This window comes from Ralstonia pickettii, from assembly GCF_030582395.1.
GTDB lineage: Bacteria > Pseudomonadota > Gammaproteobacteria > Burkholderiales > Burkholderiaceae > Ralstonia > Ralstonia pickettii_D.
This window is the reverse complement of record NZ_CP104381.1, coordinates 1,843,197-1,862,790: the sequence shown is the minus strand read 5'-3', so window position 1 is coordinate 1,862,790 and position 19,594 is coordinate 1,843,197. Positions and strand designations below refer to the sequence as shown.

At 62.3% G+C, this 19,594-nt stretch carries 20 protein-coding genes and 1 tRNA gene; 14 read left to right on the top strand and 7 right to left on the bottom strand.

What is annotated here, in order from left to right; translation table 11 throughout:
• Positions 1-193: 193 nt before the first annotated feature.
• Both N5B55_RS08925 and lpxO read right to left on the bottom strand, forming a co-directional pair.
• Positions 194-811 (bottom strand): BPSL1445 family SYLF domain-containing lipoprotein, encoded by a 618-nt coding sequence (locus tag N5B55_RS08925; RefSeq protein WP_012762212.1) that lies wholly within the window; start codon positions 809-811, stop codon positions 194-196.
• Positions 812-1,117: 306 nt separating this feature from the next.
• Positions 1,118-2,020 (bottom strand): lipid A hydroxylase LpxO, encoded by a 903-nt coding sequence (lpxO, locus tag N5B55_RS08920; protein WP_065856564.1) that lies wholly within the window; start codon positions 2,018-2,020, stop codon positions 1,118-1,120.
• 260 nt (positions 2,021-2,280) lie between these two features.
• Between lpxO and N5B55_RS08915 the strand changes: the two genes are divergently transcribed.
• Positions 2,281-2,838, top strand: a complete 558-nt coding sequence (locus N5B55_RS08915) for a hypothetical protein (protein ID WP_304537936.1) — start codon at positions 2,281-2,283, stop codon at positions 2,836-2,838.
• Between the two features lie 28 nt (positions 2,839-2,866).
• Here N5B55_RS08915 and N5B55_RS08910 read toward each other — a convergent pair whose 3' ends face one another.
• The gene (locus N5B55_RS08910; protein WP_009240943.1) at positions 2,867-3,262 is read right to left on the bottom strand and encodes a hypothetical protein; all 396 of its coding nucleotides are present in this window, start codon (positions 3,260-3,262) and stop codon (positions 2,867-2,869) included.
• Between the two features lie 104 nt (positions 3,263-3,366).
• On the opposite strand from N5B55_RS08910, the gene N5B55_RS08905 reads away from it, so the two are divergent.
• The 7 genes from N5B55_RS08905 to N5B55_RS08875 all read left to right on the top strand — a co-directional run bounded on the left by N5B55_RS08905 (position 3,367) and on the right by N5B55_RS08875 (position 11,537).
• The gene (locus N5B55_RS08905; protein WP_304537935.1) at positions 3,367-4,221 is read left to right on the top strand and encodes an NUDIX hydrolase; all 855 of its coding nucleotides are present in this window, start codon (positions 3,367-3,369) and stop codon (positions 4,219-4,221) included.
• A gap of 8 nt (positions 4,222-4,229) precedes the next feature.
• Positions 4,230-5,096, top strand: a complete 867-nt coding sequence (gene purU, locus N5B55_RS08900; protein ID WP_009240941.1) for a formyltetrahydrofolate deformylase — start codon at positions 4,230-4,232, stop codon at positions 5,094-5,096.
• Positions 5,097-5,121: 25 nt separating this feature from the next.
• Positions 5,122-5,850 carry a DNA polymerase III subunit epsilon gene (gene dnaQ, locus N5B55_RS08895; protein WP_012762207.1) on the top strand — a complete coding sequence of 243 codons (729 nt, stop codon included), beginning with the start codon at positions 5,122-5,124 and terminating at the stop codon, positions 5,848-5,850.
• Between the two features lie 71 nt (positions 5,851-5,921).
• Positions 5,922-5,996 (top strand) — tRNA-Val (locus N5B55_RS08890).
• Between the two features lie 672 nt (positions 5,997-6,668).
• Positions 6,669-8,591, top strand: a complete 1,923-nt coding sequence (locus N5B55_RS08885; protein ID WP_065856558.1) for a PrkA family serine protein kinase — start codon at positions 6,669-6,671, stop codon at positions 8,589-8,591.
• Between the two features lie 57 nt (positions 8,592-8,648).
• On the top strand, positions 8,649-9,911 hold the full coding sequence (locus N5B55_RS08880; protein WP_304537934.1) for a YeaH/YhbH family protein: 1,263 nt from the start codon (positions 8,649-8,651) through the stop codon (positions 9,909-9,911).
• A gap of 117 nt (positions 9,912-10,028) precedes the next feature.
• Complete coding sequence (locus N5B55_RS08875; RefSeq protein WP_116576070.1) at positions 10,029-11,537, top strand: SpoVR family protein; 1,509 nt, start codon at positions 10,029-10,031, stop codon at positions 11,535-11,537.
• A 90-nt stretch (positions 11,538-11,627) separates the two neighbouring features.
• Here N5B55_RS08875 and N5B55_RS08870 read toward each other — a convergent pair whose 3' ends face one another.
• Positions 11,628-11,906, bottom strand: a complete 279-nt coding sequence (locus N5B55_RS08870; RefSeq protein WP_065856552.1) for a DUF1488 domain-containing protein — start codon at positions 11,904-11,906, stop codon at positions 11,628-11,630.
• Positions 11,907-12,079: 173 nt separating this feature from the next.
• Complete coding sequence (locus N5B55_RS08865) at positions 12,080-12,739, bottom strand: response regulator transcription factor (RefSeq protein ID WP_304537933.1); 660 nt, start codon at positions 12,737-12,739, stop codon at positions 12,080-12,082.
• A gap of 248 nt (positions 12,740-12,987) precedes the next feature.
• Here N5B55_RS08865 and N5B55_RS08860 point away from each other — a divergent pair, with 248 nt between their 5' ends.
• From N5B55_RS08860 to N5B55_RS08845, 4 genes are all read left to right on the top strand, one after another.
• Positions 12,988-13,656 (top strand): DUF2589 domain-containing protein, encoded by a 669-nt coding sequence (locus N5B55_RS08860; RefSeq protein ID WP_304537932.1) that lies wholly within the window; start codon positions 12,988-12,990, stop codon positions 13,654-13,656.
• 109 nt (positions 13,657-13,765) lie between these two features.
• Positions 13,766-14,524 (top strand): DUF2589 domain-containing protein, encoded by a 759-nt coding sequence (locus N5B55_RS08855; protein ID WP_304537931.1) that lies wholly within the window; start codon positions 13,766-13,768, stop codon positions 14,522-14,524.
• Entirely contained in the window at positions 14,514-14,966 is a 453-nt protein-coding gene (locus N5B55_RS08850) for a lysozyme (protein WP_065856544.1), read from the top strand. Before N5B55_RS08855 ends, N5B55_RS08850 begins: the two co-directional genes overlap by 11 nt.
• A gap of 35 nt (positions 14,967-15,001) precedes the next feature.
• Positions 15,002-15,511 carry a hypothetical protein gene (locus N5B55_RS08845; RefSeq protein WP_304537930.1) on the top strand — a complete coding sequence of 170 codons (510 nt, stop codon included), beginning with the start codon at positions 15,002-15,004 and terminating at the stop codon, positions 15,509-15,511.
• A 20-nt stretch (positions 15,512-15,531) separates the two neighbouring features.
• On the opposite strand, the gene rnhA is transcribed toward N5B55_RS08845, so the two are convergent.
• Complete coding sequence (gene rnhA / locus N5B55_RS08840) at positions 15,532-15,978, bottom strand: ribonuclease HI (RefSeq protein WP_009240904.1); 447 nt, start codon at positions 15,976-15,978, stop codon at positions 15,532-15,534.
• Positions 15,979-16,017: 39 nt separating this feature from the next.
• Complete coding sequence (locus N5B55_RS08835; RefSeq protein ID WP_178960277.1) at positions 16,018-16,923, bottom strand: class I SAM-dependent methyltransferase; 906 nt, start codon at positions 16,921-16,923, stop codon at positions 16,018-16,020.
• Between N5B55_RS08835 and gloB the strand changes: the two genes are divergently transcribed.
• Together gloB and N5B55_RS08825 are read left to right on the top strand one after the other, a co-directional pair.
• Entirely contained in the window at positions 16,922-17,761 is an 840-nt protein-coding gene (gloB, locus tag N5B55_RS08830; protein WP_178960276.1) for a hydroxyacylglutathione hydrolase, read from the top strand. The genes N5B55_RS08835 and gloB overlap by 2 nt on opposite strands.
• A gap of 138 nt (positions 17,762-17,899) precedes the next feature.
• A complete protein-coding gene (locus N5B55_RS08825) occupies positions 17,900-19,450 on the top strand; it encodes a transglycosylase SLT domain-containing protein (RefSeq protein ID WP_304537929.1) in 1,551 nt (516 codons plus the stop codon).
• Positions 19,451-19,594 lie beyond the last annotated feature (144 nt).

Genomic DNA, 19,594 nt, shown 5'->3' with positions numbered 1-19,594 from the left:
GGGCCGTAGCGAATGTCCAACCCACCGATGTCAATCTTGCCGGCTGATCCCAGTCCTGCGCCACAGACGGCGCGTGTCGAGGACTTTTCAATTTCCCTAGGGCTGCAACCTTGCCGCACCGCTTCCTGCCGGGTTCTGCCCAAAAAAAAACCGCCGTACGAGACGGCGGCATGGCTGGTCAGCGAAACGTCGATCAGTTGTTCTGCTTCGTGATCTTCGTGCCTTCGACCGATGCGCCGGCCATCAGGCCTGCGTTGGTCAGGTTGAAGCCGATGATCGGCTGCTGGGCGGTATTGGTATCGACCGCGCCGTTCGCACCGATCTTTGCCAGTGCCACGGTGGCATCCACGCCGGCCGTCCAGCCCTGGCTCGCCTGAAATTTCTGCAGCGCTTCGTCCGTCATGAACAGGATGATCAGCGCACGCGACTGCGCGCCGGCCTGGAAGCCCACCGACGCCGAGGCGATGTTGTAATAGCCCAGCGGACGGCCGCCGCCGGTGCGCAGCACGCCTTCGCCGTACTGGCCGCCTACGACGAAGCCGGCGTTCAGCACCGACGGGAACACCAGGACGCCCTTGGCGCGTGCCACCAGCTCACGCGAACCGCTGGCCGTGGTGTACAGGCGGGACAGCACGGAATCGGCTTGCGAGTTGGTGGTGGCGTGCTTGTTGGTGGACGACATCACGTCGGAGCCCTGCGCATTCGGGCTGGTCGTGGTACACGCGGCGAGCTGGGTACCGAGCAGTGCGACAGCAGCAAGCGCGGCGGCGCGGGTGACGATGGTCTGGCGGCTAATGAGGTTCTTTTTCATGGCGATTGATCTCACTGTCTTTGTTGTTGACGAGGGACACAGGCACACGCGTCCCGGCTCTGACTCGGTCCCATGCAAAGCGCAAGGGTTGTCGAAAGAGGAGAGAGCAAGCGGCGTGCCCGCCATATCGAATAAGCGCCGGAGCGCTCAGTTCCTGACATTAGGCGAGATTTGTGCCCCATGTGGCGCTTTTCCTTCACTGCTTTGTAAAAACGCAAGCCGACCGCAATACAGGTAGCTTTTTCACCTGCAACAAAAAACCGGCGCGTGGGCCGGTTCTTTGTGCGAAGCGGAAGGGGGGGGCGCTCAGATCCAGATGATCAACGCCGCCACGCCAATGATCAGACCGAACTTCACTACGTAGTAGACCTTGCGGTTCCAGGCCTTGAAGCGGCGGCGGTACTGGCCCATCACCCATACATAACGAAACAGCTTGTTGATGCCGCCGGTCTGGTCGCCGTCGTCGTTGGGCGAGCTGGCGGCAGTCATGACCTTGCGGCCCAGCCATTTATTGATGCGCTGCGCCCAGCCGAATTTCATCGGGCGTTCGATATCGCAGAAGAGGATCAGGCGGTCCTTGTCGGAGGCGTTTTCGGCCCAGTGCAGATAGGTCTCGTCAAAGACCACGCCTTGGCCGTCGCGCCAGCTGTGGCGCTGGCCGTCGACCTCAATGAAGCAGCGGTCGTCGTTGGGCGTAGACAGGCCCAGGTGGTAGCGCAGCGAACCGGCAAACGGATCGCGGTGCGGGTTCAGCTTGCCACCCGGCGGCAGCTCGGCAAACATCGCCGCCTTCACGCTGGGCAGATCGCGCAGGAGCGCGACGGTCTGCGGGCAGAGCTGTTCGGCAGAGGGGTGATGCGCCTCATACCACTTCAGATAAAAACGCTTCCAGCCATTCTTGAAGAACGAGTTGAAGCCGGCATCGTCGTTTTTCTCGGCGGCCTTGATCTTGCGCAGGTTGATGAGCGCCAGGCCTTCGTCGCGAATCTGCGGCCACGCGGCCTGCAGTTTTTCCAGATCCGGAAAGCGCTCCACCGGCACATACGGCGTTTGAGGCACGCCCGAAAACGCGTACATGAAGCAGTTGATCGGCGCCACGACGGCCGAGTGGTCGAACATCTGGCGCCAGAACTTCAGGCGCACCTTGCCGCGAAAGTGCACGTACAGAATGGAGCCCAGATAGAGGGCCACGATAATCCACTTGATCAAGGCGATTTCCTTGCCGCGCGAAGGCGGTCAGCTATTGAATGCATGCGCAGATGGCGCAAACCGGCATTTTACCCGGGGCCGAGCTGCGCCGCGTTGACTTCGGCCAACAATGCACCGTGGTTTTGTGACCCCACGTTAACGTTTGCGCGCACTTCGTAATGTGGAACGTCGGTGTCGATTTGTCGCGAAATGTGCGCCGCGTTCTACAATTCCGTTTTCGTCCGGCGGCATCTGGTCGCGGACGATCACCGGAGGGAGCGATGGACGTCAACAAACGCGACGGAGAATCCAGCGATATGCCGACCACTATTGGCGTGGAGCCGGGCGATGCGCAATCGCTGGAAGCGTCCATGCGCCGTGCGCAGGAAGCGCTGTCTGCGGTGTCGGCGCGGCTGGCAAATCGGCCGCCGATGCCGCGGCCAGACCCTGCAACTGAGCGCTTCGTCGAGACGGACCACACCATGTCACCCGCGGAGGCGCGGGCCGTCGCCGAACGTTGCATCGCCGGCGAGACCGCGGAGCCGGCGAGCCTCGCGCGGGCGTTTTCTGTGCTGCTCGGACAAATCGATGGATTCGAGGCCGACCATGCCGGCCGGCGCCGCGTGCTGCGGCAGTGGATGGTGAGCCAACTCACCTACAAGATGCTGTATCTGCACCACACCGGTCAGGATTCGACCGTGCCGCCACGTGCGTTGCGCGCCCAGAAGGAGCGGGTGAAGGCGCAGGTTTCGGCCTTGCTCGATGCCGGGCGTTCCTACACCGATGTGCGCCTGGCCGACCTGCGCTTTGCCGAAGACGGCGCTACCGGTCAGGGCTGAATGATCTCGCGCGGTCAAGCGATGAGGCTCAATCGTCCTCGTCGTCGTCCGGTTCGGAGTCGAGAAACTCGCGGCGGGTGAGCCAGTCCGCGATGGCTTGATCGCAGGCGTCCTTCAGCTTCGCCTTGTTATCCACCTTGTCGAACAGGGTGAAGTTCATCAGGGCCAGGCCCAGATCGGTGATGTAGAACATCCGCTTCGGGTTGTCGAAGTGGACGATGCGGCCATCGATGTCGCCTTCGTCTTCGGGCTCGGCGGGCGCGTCTTCGAGTTCGACCACGCGGCAGGTGAAGCGCGGTGTGCGGGTGTGCGTCAGATATTCGAATTCATCGTGCGACACTTCGCCGGACGGTGTGACGGCAATGGCGAAGCCCCAAATAAAGCGTGGGGTCGGCAGATCCGACAGCTCGTCGATTTCATCCATCCTTGTTTCTCCAGTCTGATGACGGCTTGTATTAACGGCGCATTATCGCGCGACCCGTGCTGCACGGAAAGCACAATGCACGCCCGACATTGTGGGGTCCCGACATGACGGATCCGCGCATTCAGCGCATTCGGGACGGGCTGGCCGCCCGGCAGGCGTTCGATGCCGACGCGCTGATCCCGTGGATTGTTGCGGGGCAACGTGTCGGCTGGTTGAGTCGAGAGCGCGCATCGTTGCTTGCGCGCTGGCCGCACTGGTTCGATGTGTCGACGCAGCGGGTCGATCTGCGGGAAACCGTCGCCACCGAGGCGCAGCGCACCGCGGCACTGGCCGAAGTCATCATGCGCCTGGCCGAAGAAGGCCACGTGCGGGGCTGGCGCGACGAGCGTTTCGCCGTCAACACCGGCTGGGGCACGCCCACGCTGGCGCTGATCGAACGCGCCGCCGCGCGATTTTTCGGCATTCGCACCTATGCTGCACACATGAACGTCCTGATCGACGGCGCAGATGGTGCCGGGCCGGCGCTCTGGCTAGCCCGCCGCGCCGAGACAAAACCGATCGACCCCGGCATGTGGGACAACCTCGTCGCCGGCGGCATCGGCCACGGCTTCGATGCACGTGGTGCGCTGGAGAAGGAATGCTGGGAAGAGGCGGGCATCGGCGCCGATCTGGCAGCGTCGCTGACGCCCCGCGGCACGCTGGATGTGCTGCGCGAAGTGCCGGAAGGCATCCAGTGCGAAACGCTTTTCGCGTTCGACCTGACACTGCCAGACAGCTTCGTCCCCGCCAATCAGGACGGGGAGGTTGCAGGCCACCTGCGCGCCAGCCCCGACACAGTGCTTGATATCATGGCGGACTTCGCGATGACGGTCGACGCCACGCTCGTTACTCTCGACGCCCTGGCGCGCCTGAGATTGCCCCGGGCGCCGCAGCGGTTTGCGTCCGACAACAACACATAAAACGCTTCATGAGTCACTCCGGTTTCATTCTTACCCTGTCGTGCCCAGACCAGCCCGGCATTGTCCACGCCGTGTCGGGCCTGCTGTTCGAACAGGGCTGCAACATTCTCGATTCGGACCAGTTCGGCGACGAATTCACGGGCCGGTTTTTCATGCGCGTGCATTTTGTGCCGCAGGGGCAACCGCTTGATCTCGCTACGCTGCGCGACTGCTTTGCGCCCATCGGCGAACGTTTCTCCATGCAGTGGGGCATGTTCGACGCCGCAGCCAAGCCGCGCGTGATGATTCTCGTCTCGAAGATCGGCCACTGCCTGAACGACCTGCTGTTCCGTGCCCGCGCCGGGCAACTGCCGATCGAGATTGCGGCCATCGTGTCGAACCACCGTGATTTTTACCAGCTGGCCGCGTCCTACGACGTGCCGTTCATGCACCTGCCTTTGCTGCAGGCGACAGACGCGCAGAAGGCCCAGCAGGAAGCGCGCATCTGGGAGATCGCGCAGGAGCAGCAGATCGACCTCGTCGTGCTCGCGCGCTATATGCAGATTCTTTCCGACGACCTGTGCCGCAAGCTCGAAGGCCGCGCCATCAATATTCACCACTCATTCCTGCCCAGTTTCAAGGGCGCCAAGCCGTATTACCAGGCGCATGAGCGCGGCGTGAAGCTGATCGGCGCGACGGCTCACTACGTCACGGCCGATCTCGACGAAGGCCCCATCATCGAACAGGAAATCGAGCGCGTGGACCACAGCATGGACCCGGAGCAGCTCACCGCCGTGGGCCGCGACGTGGAGTGCGTGGCGCTGGCCCGCGCCGTGAAGTGGCATGCGGAACACCGCATCTTGCTCAACGGCCACAAGACCGTCGTCTTCAAGTAATCCAGTCAGAGTAGGGGAGCGCGCGATGCGACAGATCATTCTCGATACCGAAACCACCGGCCTGAATGCCGCCACCGGCGACCGCGTGATCGAAATCGGTTGCGTGGAGATGGTCAACCGCCGCCTGACCGGCCGGAACCTGCACTTCTACATCAACCCAGAGCGGGAGATCGACGCAGGCGCGATGGCCGTGCACGGCATCACCAACGAGTTTGTGGCCGACAAGCCGAAGTTTGCCGAGATCGTCAACGAGATCCGCGACTACGTGCAGGGCGCCGAGGCGATCATTCACAACGCCGCGTTCGACTTGGGCTTCCTGGACATGGAATTCCAGCGCCTGGGCCTGCCGCCCTTCCGCGAGCACCTGTCGGGCCACATTGACACGCTGCGCGAGGCGCGCCAGATGTTCCCTGGCAAGCGCAATTCCCTGGATGCGCTGTGCGACCGTCTGGGCATCAGCAACGCGCACCGTACGCTGCACGGCGCATTGCTCGATGCGGAACTCCTGGCCGAGGTCTACCTGGCCATGACGCGCGGCCAGAACACGCTGGTGATCGACATGCTGGAGTCGGGCGAAGGCGCATCGGCCGAAGCCGTTGCCGTCGACCTGAGCGCGCTGCAATTGCCCGTGCTGCTGGCAACCGAAGCCGAGGCCGAAGCGCATGCCGGCGTGCTCAAGGAGATCGACAAGGCCAGCGGCGGCAAGACCGTCTGGACGCGTGAACCCGTGGAATCTGTCCAGCCGGCTGCCTGATGAAAAATATGTGCGGCCAGGGTATTTACACGGCCGCGCCTTTTCGCCATAATCTCGTTTTCACCGCATTCGGGTGGTTAGCTCAGCGGTAGAGCACTGCCTTCACACGGCAGGGGTCACAGGTTCAATCCCTGTACCACCCACCAAACTGGCGAGAAATCGCCTAAAAGGCCCTCAGGCAAACGCCGAGGGCCTTTTTCTTTGTCCGCGTTCTCCGTACGGGCTTTGCGCTCACCGCATTCTGGCGTCCCATAAGACTTCCCTGTTGGGCAAAAAAGAGACAGCTTCGGTCGATCCGTTTCGGTCGTTTCCGCAGGAGCTGTGGGCGTATTGCCCGGCGATAAAACGCATATCGTCCCGCGCTTTGCACAATGCGTTGTTGCGTCCCGGCCAGAAAAGCTGCCGTTACAAGCGTAGCGCCGCGAGCGCGCACCAAGCGCGATTTCAGCCATATCACAGTTGGCCGCGCACTGAAATGCAGGGATATCCCCCTCCTGGATTCAGCGTGCGTGCGGGAACTCACGCTGACCGGTTACGTACCAACCTGCGAGCGCGCAGGTGATGTCGTGGGTACGCTTTCTGCTGTGCTCGGGGTAGCCGATCGTCGTGGTGCATGTGCTAATGCATCGTTCAAGGTCCGTTTAGCACTTCATGCAGTCGAGCGCTAACGCAATTGCAACGGTTGTGCACCGTTCCAGGTTTTCGACCGTTCTTGTGATCATCGGTGATTCGTCTACAGTGGAATCAGCAACGCACGCAAGAACTAGCCTGGCTCTCGCTTGTTGGTGTGGAGTAGGGAAGAAATCTACGGGGGAGATATGGATATTTTCCGCCACTACGCAACGCGTTTTGAAGCACGCAAAGAGGACGAGTACAGCATCCAGGAGTATCTGGATATCTGCAAAAAAGACTCGACCGCCTACGCGACCGCCGCTGAGCGCATGCTCGCCGCAATCGGGCAGCCCGAACTGGTGGACACTCACCACGATCCGCGGCTGTCGCGGTTGTTCTTCAACAAAGTCATCAAGATCTACCCGGCCTTCCGGGAGTTCTACGGCATGGAAGATACGATCGAGCAGATCGTCTCCTTCTTCAAGCATGCCGCGCAGGGTCTTGAAGAGCGCAAACAGATCCTTTACCTGCTCGGGCCTCCGGGCGGGGGCAAATCCTCGCTTGCCGAGAAGTTAAAGTCGTTGATGGAGCAGATCCCCATCTACGCACTGAAGGGCTCGCCGATTCACGAGTCCCCGCTCGGGCTGTTTTCGCCTGAGGAGGACGGCAAGATTCTGGAGGAGGACTATGGCATCCCGAAGCGCTATCTAAACTCGATTGCCTCGCCGTGGGCGGTGAAACGGCTGCACGAGTTCAATGGCGATATCACGCGCTTCCGCGTGGTCAAGCTGCACCCGTCGGTGCTGTCGCAGATTGCGATCTCCAAGACCGAGCCGGGCGACGAAAACAATCAGGATATTTCGTCGCTGGTCGGCAAGGTCGACATCCGCAAGCTGGAAGACTATCCGCAGGACGATCCGGATGCGTATTCGTATTCGGGCGGGCTGTGCCTGGCCAACCGCGGGCTGCTCGAGTTCGTCGAGATGTTCAAGGCGCCGATCAAGGTCTTGCACCCGCTGCTGACGGCCACACAGGAAGGCAACTACAAGGGCACGGAGGGTTTTGGCGCGATCCCGTTCGATGGCGTCATCCTGGCGCACTCGAACGAGGCGGAGTGGCAAAGCTTCAAGTCCGACCGCAACAACGAGGCCTTCCTGGATCGGATCTACATCGTCAAGGTGCCGTACTGCCTGCGCGTGTCGGACGAGGTAAAGATCTACGACAAGCTGCTGCGCAACAGCTCGCTGGCCGCTGCGCCGTGCGCGCCGAACACGCTGAAGATGATGGCGCAGTTCGCGGTGCTCACCCGCATAAAAGAGCCCGAGAACTCCAACATCTTCTCGAAGATGCGCGTGTACGACGGCGAGAGCCTGAAGGACGTCGACCCGAAAGCGAAGTCGTACCAGGAGTACCGCGACTTTGCCGGCATCGACGAGGGCATGACGGGCTTGTCGACACGCTTTGCGTTCAAGGTGCTCTCCAAGGTGTTCAACTTCGACGGGACAGAGGTGGCGGCCAATCCGGTGCACCTGCTGTACGTGCTCGAGCAGCAGATCGAGCGCGAGCAGTTCCCGCCGGAGACGGAATCCAAGCTGATGTCCTACATCAAGGAATACCTCACGTCGCCGTACGTGGAGTTCATCGGCAAGGAGATCCAAACGTCGTATCTGGAGTCGTATTCGGAGTACGGGCAAAACATCTTCGATCGCTACGTAGTGTTCGCCGACCTCTGGATCCAGGATCAGGAATATCGCGACCCGAACACCGGCGAAATTCTCGATCGCAGCGCGTTGAATGACGAGTTGGAGAAGGTGGAAAAACCCGCGGGCATTTCCAACCCGAAGGACTTCCGCAACGAGATCGTCAATTTCGTGCTGCGTGCGCGGGCCAAGAACGGAGGCAAGAACCCGGTCTGGACCAGCTACGAGAAGTTGCGTGCGGTGATCGAGAAGCGGATGTTCTCGACCACGGAGGATCTGTTGCCGGTCATCTCGTTCAATGCCAAGTCGTCGCATGACGACAAGGAAAAGCACGAGAACTTCGTCAATCGCATGGTGGAGAAGGGCTACACCCAGAAGCAGGTGCGCTTGTTGGTGGAGTGGTACCTGCGTGTGAGGAAGTCGTCTTGAGGAGGTAAGGCGAGAGGGCAAGGACACCCCGGCGAACTTCCAATCGAGGGCAGTTACATGGGCACGATCATTGATCGGCGGGAGAACGGTGGCGGCAAAAGCACCGTCAACAAGCAACGCTTCATCAAGCGTTACCGAGACCAGATCCGCCGTGCGGTGGCCAAGGCCGTGACGGGCCGCAAGATCATGGACATCGAGCAGAGCGGGCAGGTGTCCATTCCCGTCAAGGACATCTCGGAGCCCATGTTCCACCACGGCTCGGGCGGGCGCCGCGAGGGCGTCCACCCGGGCAACAAAGAGTTCATTCGCGGCGACAGCTTCGACCGCCCGCAGCAGGGCAGCGGCGGTACCGGTTCGCAAGCCAGCGACTCGGGCGAGGGCGAGGACGATTTCATCTTCACGCTCTCGCGCGAGGACTTTCTCAACTTCTTCTTCGAAGACATGGCGTTGCCCGATCTTGCCAAGCGCAGCCTGGCCAAGATCGCCGAGGTGCGCAAGGTGCGCGCGGGCTTCTCGCTCGACGGCACGCCGTCCAACCTGTCGATTCTGCGCACGATGCGCAGCTCGCTCGGTCGCCGTATCGCGTTGTCCAGCCCGTATCAGCGCCGCCTGCACGAGCTGGAGCGCGAGTACAACGAAGAACTGGAAAACGACGGGCCCTACAGCGTACGCGCGCAAGAGCTGATGAAGGAGATGCGCCATCTGCGCTCCTGCCTTGATCGCGTGCCGTTCATCGAAAAGCTTGATCTACGCTACAACAATCGCGTGCTGCGCAAGCGGCCGCAGGCGCAGGCGGTGATGTTCTGCGTAATGGACGTATCCGGCTCGATGGACGAATCGCGCAAGGATCTGGCCAAGCGTTTCTTCATGCTGCTGTACCTGTTCCTGAAGCGGAACTACGAGCGCATCGACGTCGTCTTCATCCGCCACCACACCGTGGCCAAGGAGGTGGATGAGGAGGATTTCTTCCACTCGCGCGAGTCGGGTGGCACTGTCGTGTCGAGCGCACTCAAGCTGATGGCGGAAGTGATGCAGGAGCGCTATTCGCCGAGCCAATGGAACATCTATTGTGCGCAGGCTTCGGATGGCGACAACTGGGCGGGCGATTCTGAGCTATGCGCAAAGCTGCTGCGCGAAACGATCCTGCCGCTGACGCAGTATTACGCCTATGTTGAGGTGGTTTCCACGGAGCCCCAGAACCTGTGGGAGGAGTATCTTACGTTGAAGGCGGGGCACGACAACTTCGCGATGCAGCGCATTCTCAAGGCGGACGAAATCTATCCGGTACTGCACGAGTTGTTTCAGAAGCGCGCTGCCTGATCGCCGATCGGGCGGCGCGAGGTTGCTCCAGCTTGGCACTGTCGCCGTGCAGTGGCGGTGTGTGCCATGGCGAGCACACCATCTGTGACCCAGTGTGATGGACCAACGGGAACGAGCATGGCCTACCTCTCTACGGGCTCGGAGTGGACTTTCGAGCTGATCAGGCGCTACGACCAAAGCATCGCCCAGATTGCCGCAGACTTTGGTCTGGACACCTATCCGAACCAGATCGAGATCATTACCGCCGAGCAGATGCTCGATGCCTACGCGTCGTCCGGCTTGCCGCTGGGCTACAACCATTGGTCATACGGCAAGCACTTCCTGGCGTCCGAACGCGGCTACCAGCGCGGCCTCATGGGGTTGGCTTACGAGATCGTCATCAATTCGAACCCCTGCATCGCCTACCTGATGGAGGAGAACACGATGCCGATGCAGGCCCTGACGATCGCGCATGCCTGCTATGGTCACAACTCCTTCTTCAAGGGCAATTACCTGTTCCGCACCTGGACGAACGCCGACGCCATTGTCGATTACCTGCTTTTCGCCAAGAACTACGTGGCCGAATGCGAGCAGCGCTACGGCGAACAGGAGGTGGAACTGCTGCTCGACTCCTGCCACGCATTGCAGAACTACGGGGTCGATCGTTATCGGCGGCCGAAGAAGCTGTCGATCAACGAAGAGCAGGCGCGCCAGGCGGAGCGCGAGAAATACCTGGAAGCGCAGGTCAACGACCTGTGGCGCACGCTGCCGACGCACCGCGCTCGCGCGCTCGCAACGGCGGACGACATACCGGAGCCCGATCCGCAATTCCCGCCGGAACCGGAAGAGAACCTGCTGTACTTCATCGAGAAGAACGCGCCCAAGTTGCAGCCATGGCAACGAGAAATCGTGCGCATCGTGCGCAAGATCGCGCAGTACTTTTATCCGCAGCGGCAGACCAAGGTGATGAACGAAGGCTGGGCGACGTTCTGGCACTACACCATCCTGCACAAGCTGTACGACGAAAAACTCGTCAACGACGCCTTCATGCTCGAGCTGCTGCAGGCCCACACCAACGTGATCTATCAGCCGCCATTCAACAGCCCGTATTACAGCGGACTGAACCCGTACACGCTGGGCTTTCTGATGTTCCAGGACATTCGGCGCATCTGTGAATCGCCGGAAGAGGAAGACTACCGCTGGGCGCCCGAGATTGCCGGCAGCGATTGGCAGAAGACGCTCGACTTCGCCATGCGCAACTTCAAGGACGAGAGCTTCCTCTTGCAATTCCTCTCGCCGCGCGTGATCCGTGAGTTGAAGCTGTTCTCCGTGCTTGATGACGACCGCGATGCCAAGCTGCGCGTCACCGCCATCCACGACGAGGACGGCTATCGCAAGATCCGAGAGTTGTTGGCAGGGCAGTACGACTTGTCGAACATCGAGCCCAACATCCAGGTGACCAACGTCGACGTGGGCGGCGATCGTTCACTGACGCTGCGGCACTTGCAGAGCAGCCGTCGCCCGCTCGCGTCGAACTACGAAGAGATGCTGCGCCACGTCGTGCGCCTGTGGGGCTTTACGTGCCGGCTGGAAGTCGTCTACGAAGACGGGCGCCGCGAGATGAAGCACGAGTGCAGGCCTGACTAGCACCCGTCCGTTTCCACAAGGCCAGCCTTGCGCTGGCTTTCTTCTTTTCCACCGCAGGCGCGGATGTCGGCCATGCTGCTCTCGGGACAGCTACATGCCGAACCGGAAATGGCCGCTGCGCAGCACGATGTTGTGCGAGTCCGTCAGCTTGAACAGCGAGCGCGCCATGTCTTCAATAGTGCCGCGGTGCGATTCCATCGCTTGCAGCAGATCTTCCTGGCGCCACGAGCGGGCGCCGAAATGCTCCTCGAGCGCTTCCGCCGTCACCGCATAGCAGGCCGGGACGCCGTCGACGCTGGCGCTGCAGGTGAGGGTGAGATCCGCAGCGCAATAGCGTGGCGGGCTGGTGTGAAATTCGATGGTTTCCATGGGCGGCCTCCATGAAAAGACGGCGATGCACGGTGCGCCGCCTTCCAACCAGTGTATGGCGTGGTCGCGTGAATGCAATGTCGCCGCTGCGTGTTTTCACCCGGTGGCGAAGCCCTGGCGCGCCACGCCCGAACAGCCCGCCGGATGCCACGGGCATGTGGAGGCGAGCCGCGCTACATTGCGCACATCTGCAGTCGGGCAAGGCTTGCCTTGCAACGTGACAGCCAGAGCGCCGCTTCGGTCCGATTGTTCACGCCAATCTGCCGGAACAGCGCGTACAGATGGTTTTTGATGGTGCCTTCAGCCACGTTGAGCACGCGGCAGATCTGCTTGTTGGATTTGCCCTCTGCAAGCAGTTGCAGCACCTCGTGCTGCCGCGGCGTGAGGCGACGCCAGATTTCGGCCGGGCTCTCTCCAGGGGTGTGGCGCGGATCATCGGGGTAGAGATTGCTGATGGGCGGCAAATAGACCGCGCCCGAGGTAATGCGCTGCAGGGCCTCCAGCAGGACATCGGCCGTGGCCTGCCGGTCGACCACACCGGCGGCGCCGAAGCGCAGCGCGTCGCCCACCACGTGCCGGCCCACCGCTCGCACCGTCAGCAGCACAGGCACTTCAGGCAGCACCGCTTTCAACTCCGATAAACGTTGTCGCGCGTCGTCGTCCTCTGCGCTCCATTCCATCACGACGGCTGTGGGTTCGGCTTGCCTGCAAGCCGGTCCGATTTGCGCGGTGTAGTGCGTATCGATAAACACACCCTGCGCGTCGAGTGCATTCAATACATTGGACACACCTGCCGCAAAAAGCGGCAAGCTATCGATTACCAGAATATTCATCGACCCCTCGTACTTCAGTTAATTGTTTTCGGCGAAACCGATTATTTTGTAGAGCGGGATCGGTCCGGATGCATTGAAACGGAAGTGCAGTGCCGAAAGTCACGGGCTGCCAATCGTCATGTACTGGGCCGCTGTTCCGTGGCCATGACTGGGACTTTCGAGGCATCGAACCCCGCAGGAAAAACTCTTACTTTGGATTCGGGCGCACAAACCTGCGCGTCCGATTAATTCAATGTGAGGAGTTTTAAATGGACAACGGACTTATCGGGTCGGTTATCAATGCGCTGCCGATCGACAAGATGATCTCTGCGCCGCTGCAGGCGATGATCGCGGCGCAAACCTCGGCGGCAAAATCCTATGCCGATTTTCTGCTGCAGGTATGTATTCAGAACGGCAAAGCCGTTGCGGTGCAATTTGATTACGACGAAACCATCGTCGACGAGAAGGGCGTGGCGCAGGGCACTATCCAGAAGACGATGCGTATTCCGCTGCTGTGCGCGGTCGTGCATCCGGTGATTGCCATCGAGGAGGGCACGATCGATTTCGAACTGGAAATTACGCAGTCGGAGAAATCGTCGTCCACCACCGAGGCAGAAGGCTCCTTCCAGGCCAAATTCGGCTGGGGCCCGTTCAGCGTATCGGTGTCGGGCCGCGCCTCGCACAAGTCGGAGCAGACTCGTAGCACGGATACGCGCGCCAAGTACTCCTTCCACACCCAGGTCAAGCGTCAGAGCCCGCCGGAAGCGCTGATGCGCGTGATGGAGTTCTTGACTGACGCGGCAACCAAGCCGGTGGTCATCAAGGGCAAGGAGAACGACGTCAAGCCGCTGCCCGCCACGCCGACCGACGGCACGATGGTCGGCGAAAAGGTGCCGGCCGGCGGCAACGCGCCAGCCCCGGCTCCGGCAAATCCGTAAGCCGCCACGGCGACGGACGCCGGCCGGCCTCCCCACGGCCGGTGTCCTGTTCGGTGCACGCCAGCCGCGCGCCGCCCATTGACCTGATCGATTCGACCGACCCGACACCATGTTCAAACTCTTCAGCCGCCGTGGGCGTGATGATGACCGCGCGTCCTCGGCGCCCGCCACACCGCCGGCGCGGCCCGCCAGCACGTCACCAACGCCACCTGCGTCTTCCGGTCCTGCGCCGTTTCCCGAGGCTGCGTCCGATGCGCCTCCGCCGTCGCCACCCGGTGCGTTGCCGCCTGGCGGTGGCACAGGCGGTGGCAGCAACAGCCACGGCCATCCGGGCTTGAACGGCCTGACGCTAGACGACATTACGCGTGGCATGCAGCACGCCGCCGCGTCCGCCAACCAGATGCTTGCGCAGCAGTACACCGCGCTACTCGATCAGTTTTTCGATGCCGACGAGGCCGGCACGCTGGTGGCGCGGGAGGTCGAACTTGCGCTCGACAGTCAGCACCGGCTGGCGCTGCCGCTGGTGTCGCTTGCGATGCCGCGTGGCCTCGCGCTCGAAGAAATGACGGTGAACATGACCGTGCGCAGCGACATCGCCGAGGCCTTGCCCTTACACGGTGCAGCCGCCGGTGGCGTAGGCCGTTTCTACGTCTCGCTTGCGCCGCACTCCAAGCGTGACACCGGCCGCGACAGCGAGCACATCGACATCGAGATGAAGTTCACCGCGCTGCAGCCGCCGGAAGCCGTGATGCGCGTCATCGACGAATACACGAATCGCCTGGTGCCAAGGCCCGTGCAGCCAAATGCCGCCGCCTCCGATGGCCCCGGCACAACCAGCACGCCGCAGGAGAAGAGCGATGAGCACTGAGCACAACCCGCGCACCACCGGCGAGCGAGGCCTCGCGCTGATCAAGGAATCGGAAGGACTGCGTCTGTCGACGTATCTGGATGCGGTCGGTAAGCCGACCATCGGCTACGGCCATTTGATCCGGCCTGGCGAGACCTTCCACGGGCCGATCTCGCAGCAGCAGGCCGAAGCGCTGCTGCGCAAAGACCTGGCCGACACCGAGCAGGGCATTGCCAAGGCCGTGCGCGTGTCAATTACGCAAGGTCAATTCGACGCACTGGCGTCCTTTGTCTTCAACCTGGGGGCGGGGCGGCTTCGCTCTTCAACGCTGCTGCGCAAGCTCAACGCGGGCGACTACGCCGGCGCGGCCAATCAGTTCCTGCTGTGGGACAAGGCCGGCGGCAAGCCGCTCAAAGGACTGACGAAGCGCCGCCAGGCCGAACGCAAGTTGTTCCTGTCCTGATTCACAACCACGTTATTTCCACCGGAGAAGCTCGCATGCATACCCAACCGATGTCCGTGATCCCCACCACCCGCCCACGCCGCCTATATCGCGTATTGACGTGGCTTGCCGCCGCAGCCATTGCGATCGGCATGTCCTATGCACGCGCGGCCGACATGGCCGCGCCAACCTGCGCCGTCGAAGTGGAGCGCATCCGCAGCGAACTTGCCGGGCAAGAGCTTCCGAAGTTCAACGATCAAGCCGGGCGGTACTTGGCCGACACCCTGAATCAGCTCTACGCCTATGGCACGTTGCCCAACCGCTACGTGCCCGAGCACCAAGCCAACTGGGAGCCAGGTGCAAATCGCCCTGTCATGATGTACAAGCGCAGCATCGGCGGTGACCCTTGGGGGCCGACCGGCCTGCTGCAGGCGGACATCGACGATGGTCTTTCCAAGCGTGGCCCGCTGCGGCTCATCTATGCGCAGGACGGCAAGCCGCAGTACGTCACGACCACCGCCGCGAATGCGCCGCGGATCCCGACGCAGCGCTGCGCGGGCAGGTGAACGGGCGTACGGCCGCCGCGTCAGGCCTTTGCCTGGCGCGCCATTTCGACGCCCTTGTTGGCAAGCGCATCGGCGCGCTCGTTGCCGGGGTGGCCGGCATGGCCCTTGACCCAATGCCAGCTCACCTCATGCCCGGCGACGAGTTCGTCCAGCGTGCGCCAGAGGTCGTCGTTCTTCACGGGCTTCTTGTCGGCTGTCTTCCAGCCGCGCGCCTTCCAGCCGGCCAACCATTCGCTGATGCCTTTTTGAACATACTGCGAATCGGTGTACACCTGCACCCGGCACGGCCGCTTCAGCGCGCGGAATGCTTCGATCACGGCCATCAATTCCATGCGGTTGTTGGTGGTCAGCGCTTCGCCGCCAAAGAGTTCTTTTTCGTGGCTGCCCGAGACGAGCACGGTGCCCCAGCCGCCAAGGCCGGGGTTGCCCTTGCACGCGCCATCGGAATAAACGGTGACTTCCTGCATTGAGAAACGATGGGTGATCAGTGAGTGGAACGGGCGCGCTCAGACGCCCGATTTGCCGTCGCGCGCAGTAGCCGAAGGTGCCTTGGTCGAATGCGAGCCCGAAGGTGTCGCGACCGGCGTGCCGGCCGGCACCAGCGACGGCGATTTACGCGTCTTCCAAGCCGGACCGACCAGGCGCATAGCGCGCACGCGCTTGACAGCCTGCAGCATGTAAACCGCGCCGAAGATCGGCCACCAGCGGTCGCCGGCCTTCTCCATGAAGGCGGTGCGCTGCAGCCATTTGTCCGAGCGATTGGGCGGGCAGTAGCAGCCGAAACGGCCGCGCACGATATCAAATCCGAGCAGCTTCAGCCAGTCCTTCAGGCGCGTGAACGCAATCATCTGGCTCTGCGCAGGCAGAAACGATTCCGTGCCCAAGCGCCGCATGCCCTGGCGCATGCCCCACAGGCTGAGCGGGTTGAAGCCGGTGATGACCAAGCGCCCCTCGGGCATCAGCACGCGCGCCACTTCGCGCAGCACTTCGTGGGGATCGTCGGTAAATTCCAGCACGTGGGGCAGGGCGACGAGATCGATGCTCTGCGAAGCAAAGGGCAGCTCGTCATAGCGGCAGATCACGCGGGGCGTGGCTTGGCGCTGGGGTGTGCTGGCGTCCGGCTCTGCGTCGGCCGGATCGGCGGATTCGGCGGGGTTGCCTTCCATCGGGTCGAGCGTTTCGATGGGGGCTGTCGGATCGATGTCATCGACCACACGGGCGATCAGCGGGATGCGGTTCTCGCGCAGCGCTCCAAAACCGGGGTGGCCCAACTGCAGCGCGTGATAGCCGAACATGTCGGCCACCGTGCGATCGAACTGGGCCTGTTCCCAGCGCAGGACATATTGCCCGGGCGGCGAAGCTAGCCAGTGGTGCCAATCTATAATGCGACGATCGTTAGAGGAGTCGGACATGGTCCAGGGTGGTGTGCCGCGTGGTGTAGCGCTTGAGGTGGAGGCGATCGCTGCGTTTACGGACAATTATATTTGGGCACTACACGATGGCCGCGTGGCTGCTGTCGTCGACCCGGGCGACGCGCAACCGGTGCTGCGCTTCCTGAAGGAGCGCGGGCTCGCGCTCGGTGCCATTGTAATCACACATCATCATGGCGATCACGTCGGCGGGGTGCGCGAACTGCTTGACGCGTATCCGCAGAATCCCGAGGGCGCGCCGCTGCCGGTCATCGGTCCAGCCCACGAATCGATCCCGTGCCGCACGCAAGCTGTGCGCGAAGGCGACGTCGTGACGCTCGCGCAGCCAGCCGCCACATTCAGGGTGATCGATGTACCAGGTCATACCAGCGGTCACGTAGCCTATGTGGGTCAGCTTCAGGGTAATGCCGCATCGGCGAGCCTGTTTTGTGGCGATACACTCTTCGCCACTGGTTGCGGCCGGCTTTTTGAAGGGACGCCTGCGCAGATGCGCGCGTCGCTGGCAAAGCTGGCGGCGTTGGCGCCCGATACGCGTGTCTATTGCGCGCATGAATACACTGCATCCAATGTGCGTTTTGCGCGCGCCGTCGAACCTGGGAACGCCGACTTGGCAGCCTGGGAGGATGAGGTAACGGCGTTGCGGGCCGAGGGCCGCTCGACTGTGCCCACGACCATTGGGCACGAGCGGGCGACCAATCCCTTCATGCGATCGGATGACGCCAATGTGACGCAGGCCGTGGCACGCCATGCGGGTATCGACGGCGATGATCCGGTTGCGATATTTGCCGCGTTGCGTCAGTGGAAGAACGATTTCCGTTGAGAAACCGATGCGCACGGTGATGGTGCGGCCACATGTGATGCATCCAGCAGGCCCACCGCCGGGTGAACGCGGGTTGACGCGGTCGGACGCGTTTCTTACTATCTGGGGCAATTTTTAGCCCTAACCCCTCAGAACTTGATGCGATCCGTGCGACTTCTTGCGGCAACTGTGCTCAGTCTGCTCCTCGCGGCCTGTGCAACGGCCCCCGGGCCGAACGCCGACACGGCCAGCACCAGCGCCTCCACCGCCGCCGGCCAAGCGTCTGCGCCGGTCGTCAATATCGATCAGCAGCCCGTCGCGTCCCTGAAAGGGCCCGCCAAGGATCTCTGGGCGCGCATTCGCCAAGGGTTTTCCATGCCCGACCTGCAAAGCTCGGCCGTGGATGATCGTACCGACTGGTATGCGCAGCGCCCGGATGCCTTCCGCCGCATGGTGGACCGGTCCAACCGCTACCTGTATCACATCGTCGAAGAGCTGGAGCGGCGCAACATGCCCACCGAGCTGGCGCTGCTGCCCTTCGTGGAAAGCGCATTCAACCCGCAGGCCGTGTCGAGCGCCAAGGCCGCCGGAATGTGGCAGTTCATCCCGAGCACCGGCAGAACGTACAACCTCAAGCAAAACGTCTTCCAGGATGAGCGCCGCGATGTGCTGGCCTCGACCGACGCTGCACTGGATTATCTTTCCAAGCTGCACGACCAGTTTGGCGACTGGCAACTCGCGCTGGCCGCCTACAACTGGGGCGAAGGTGCGGTGGCACGCGCGATTTCGCGCAACCAGGCTGCTGGCCTGTCGACCGACTATGTCAACCTGAACATGCCGGCCGAGACGCGCATGTACGTGCCCAAGCTCCAGGCGGTGAAGAACATCATCGCCAACCCGGAGCGCTATGGCGTCACGCTGCCCGACATCCCGAACCACCCGTACTTCGTCACCGTCACCACTTCACGCGATATTGATGTGACGCTGGCCGCCAAGCTGGCGAATCTGCCGATGGACGAGTTCAAGGCACTGAACCCGTCGTTCAACCGGCCGGTGATCCTGGGCGCGTCGAACCCGCAGATTCTCCTGCCCTACGACAACGCGGAAACGTTCCAATACAACCTCAACACCTATCGCGGCGGCCTTTCAAGCTGGACGGCCGTGACGGTCGGCAACCGGGAGCGTGTGGAGGCGTTGGCCGCCCGGCTGAAGGTCGATCCCGACACCATTCGCGAGATCAACCGTATTCCAAAGGGCATGCGTTTGAAGGCGGGCTCCACCGTGGTCGTACCGCGTTCTGATGGCGCCCAGGAAAACGCACCCGACATCAGCCCTGAACTGGCCGAGAACGCCACCATGGCGGTCGAACCCGACATGCCCGACCTCAGAAGGGTGGTCGTGCGTGCGGGCAAGCGTGACACGGTTGCAGGTCTGTCGCGGCGCTATGGCGTGTCCGTTGCCCAGCTTCGTGCGTGGAATCAGCTTCCTGGCGACGCCATCCCGAAGGGCCACAGTGTCGTCCTGATGCTGCCGCAAGCACGCGGAGGCAGCCGTGGCGGGCATGTGCGCGTGATGCGCGTATCGGGCACCACGTCGCGCGCCACGGCGGCAACCACCCGCGTTCCGACTGCGAAGGTGGCTGGCAAGCCGGTGGTCAAGGCCAAACCGGTGGCAACTTCATCCAGTTCGGCCAAGCGCAAGAAGCGCTGAGGCTGGCAAGAGAAACGGCGTCCTGCGGGGCGCCGTTTTGTTTTGGGGCGGCGGTAAGACCTGCGTAAGTTGGCCGCCGCACAGTAGGCGCATCCAGCACATCCAAGATCGAGCCGTCGCTCACGACGGCCAGGAGACAACGTC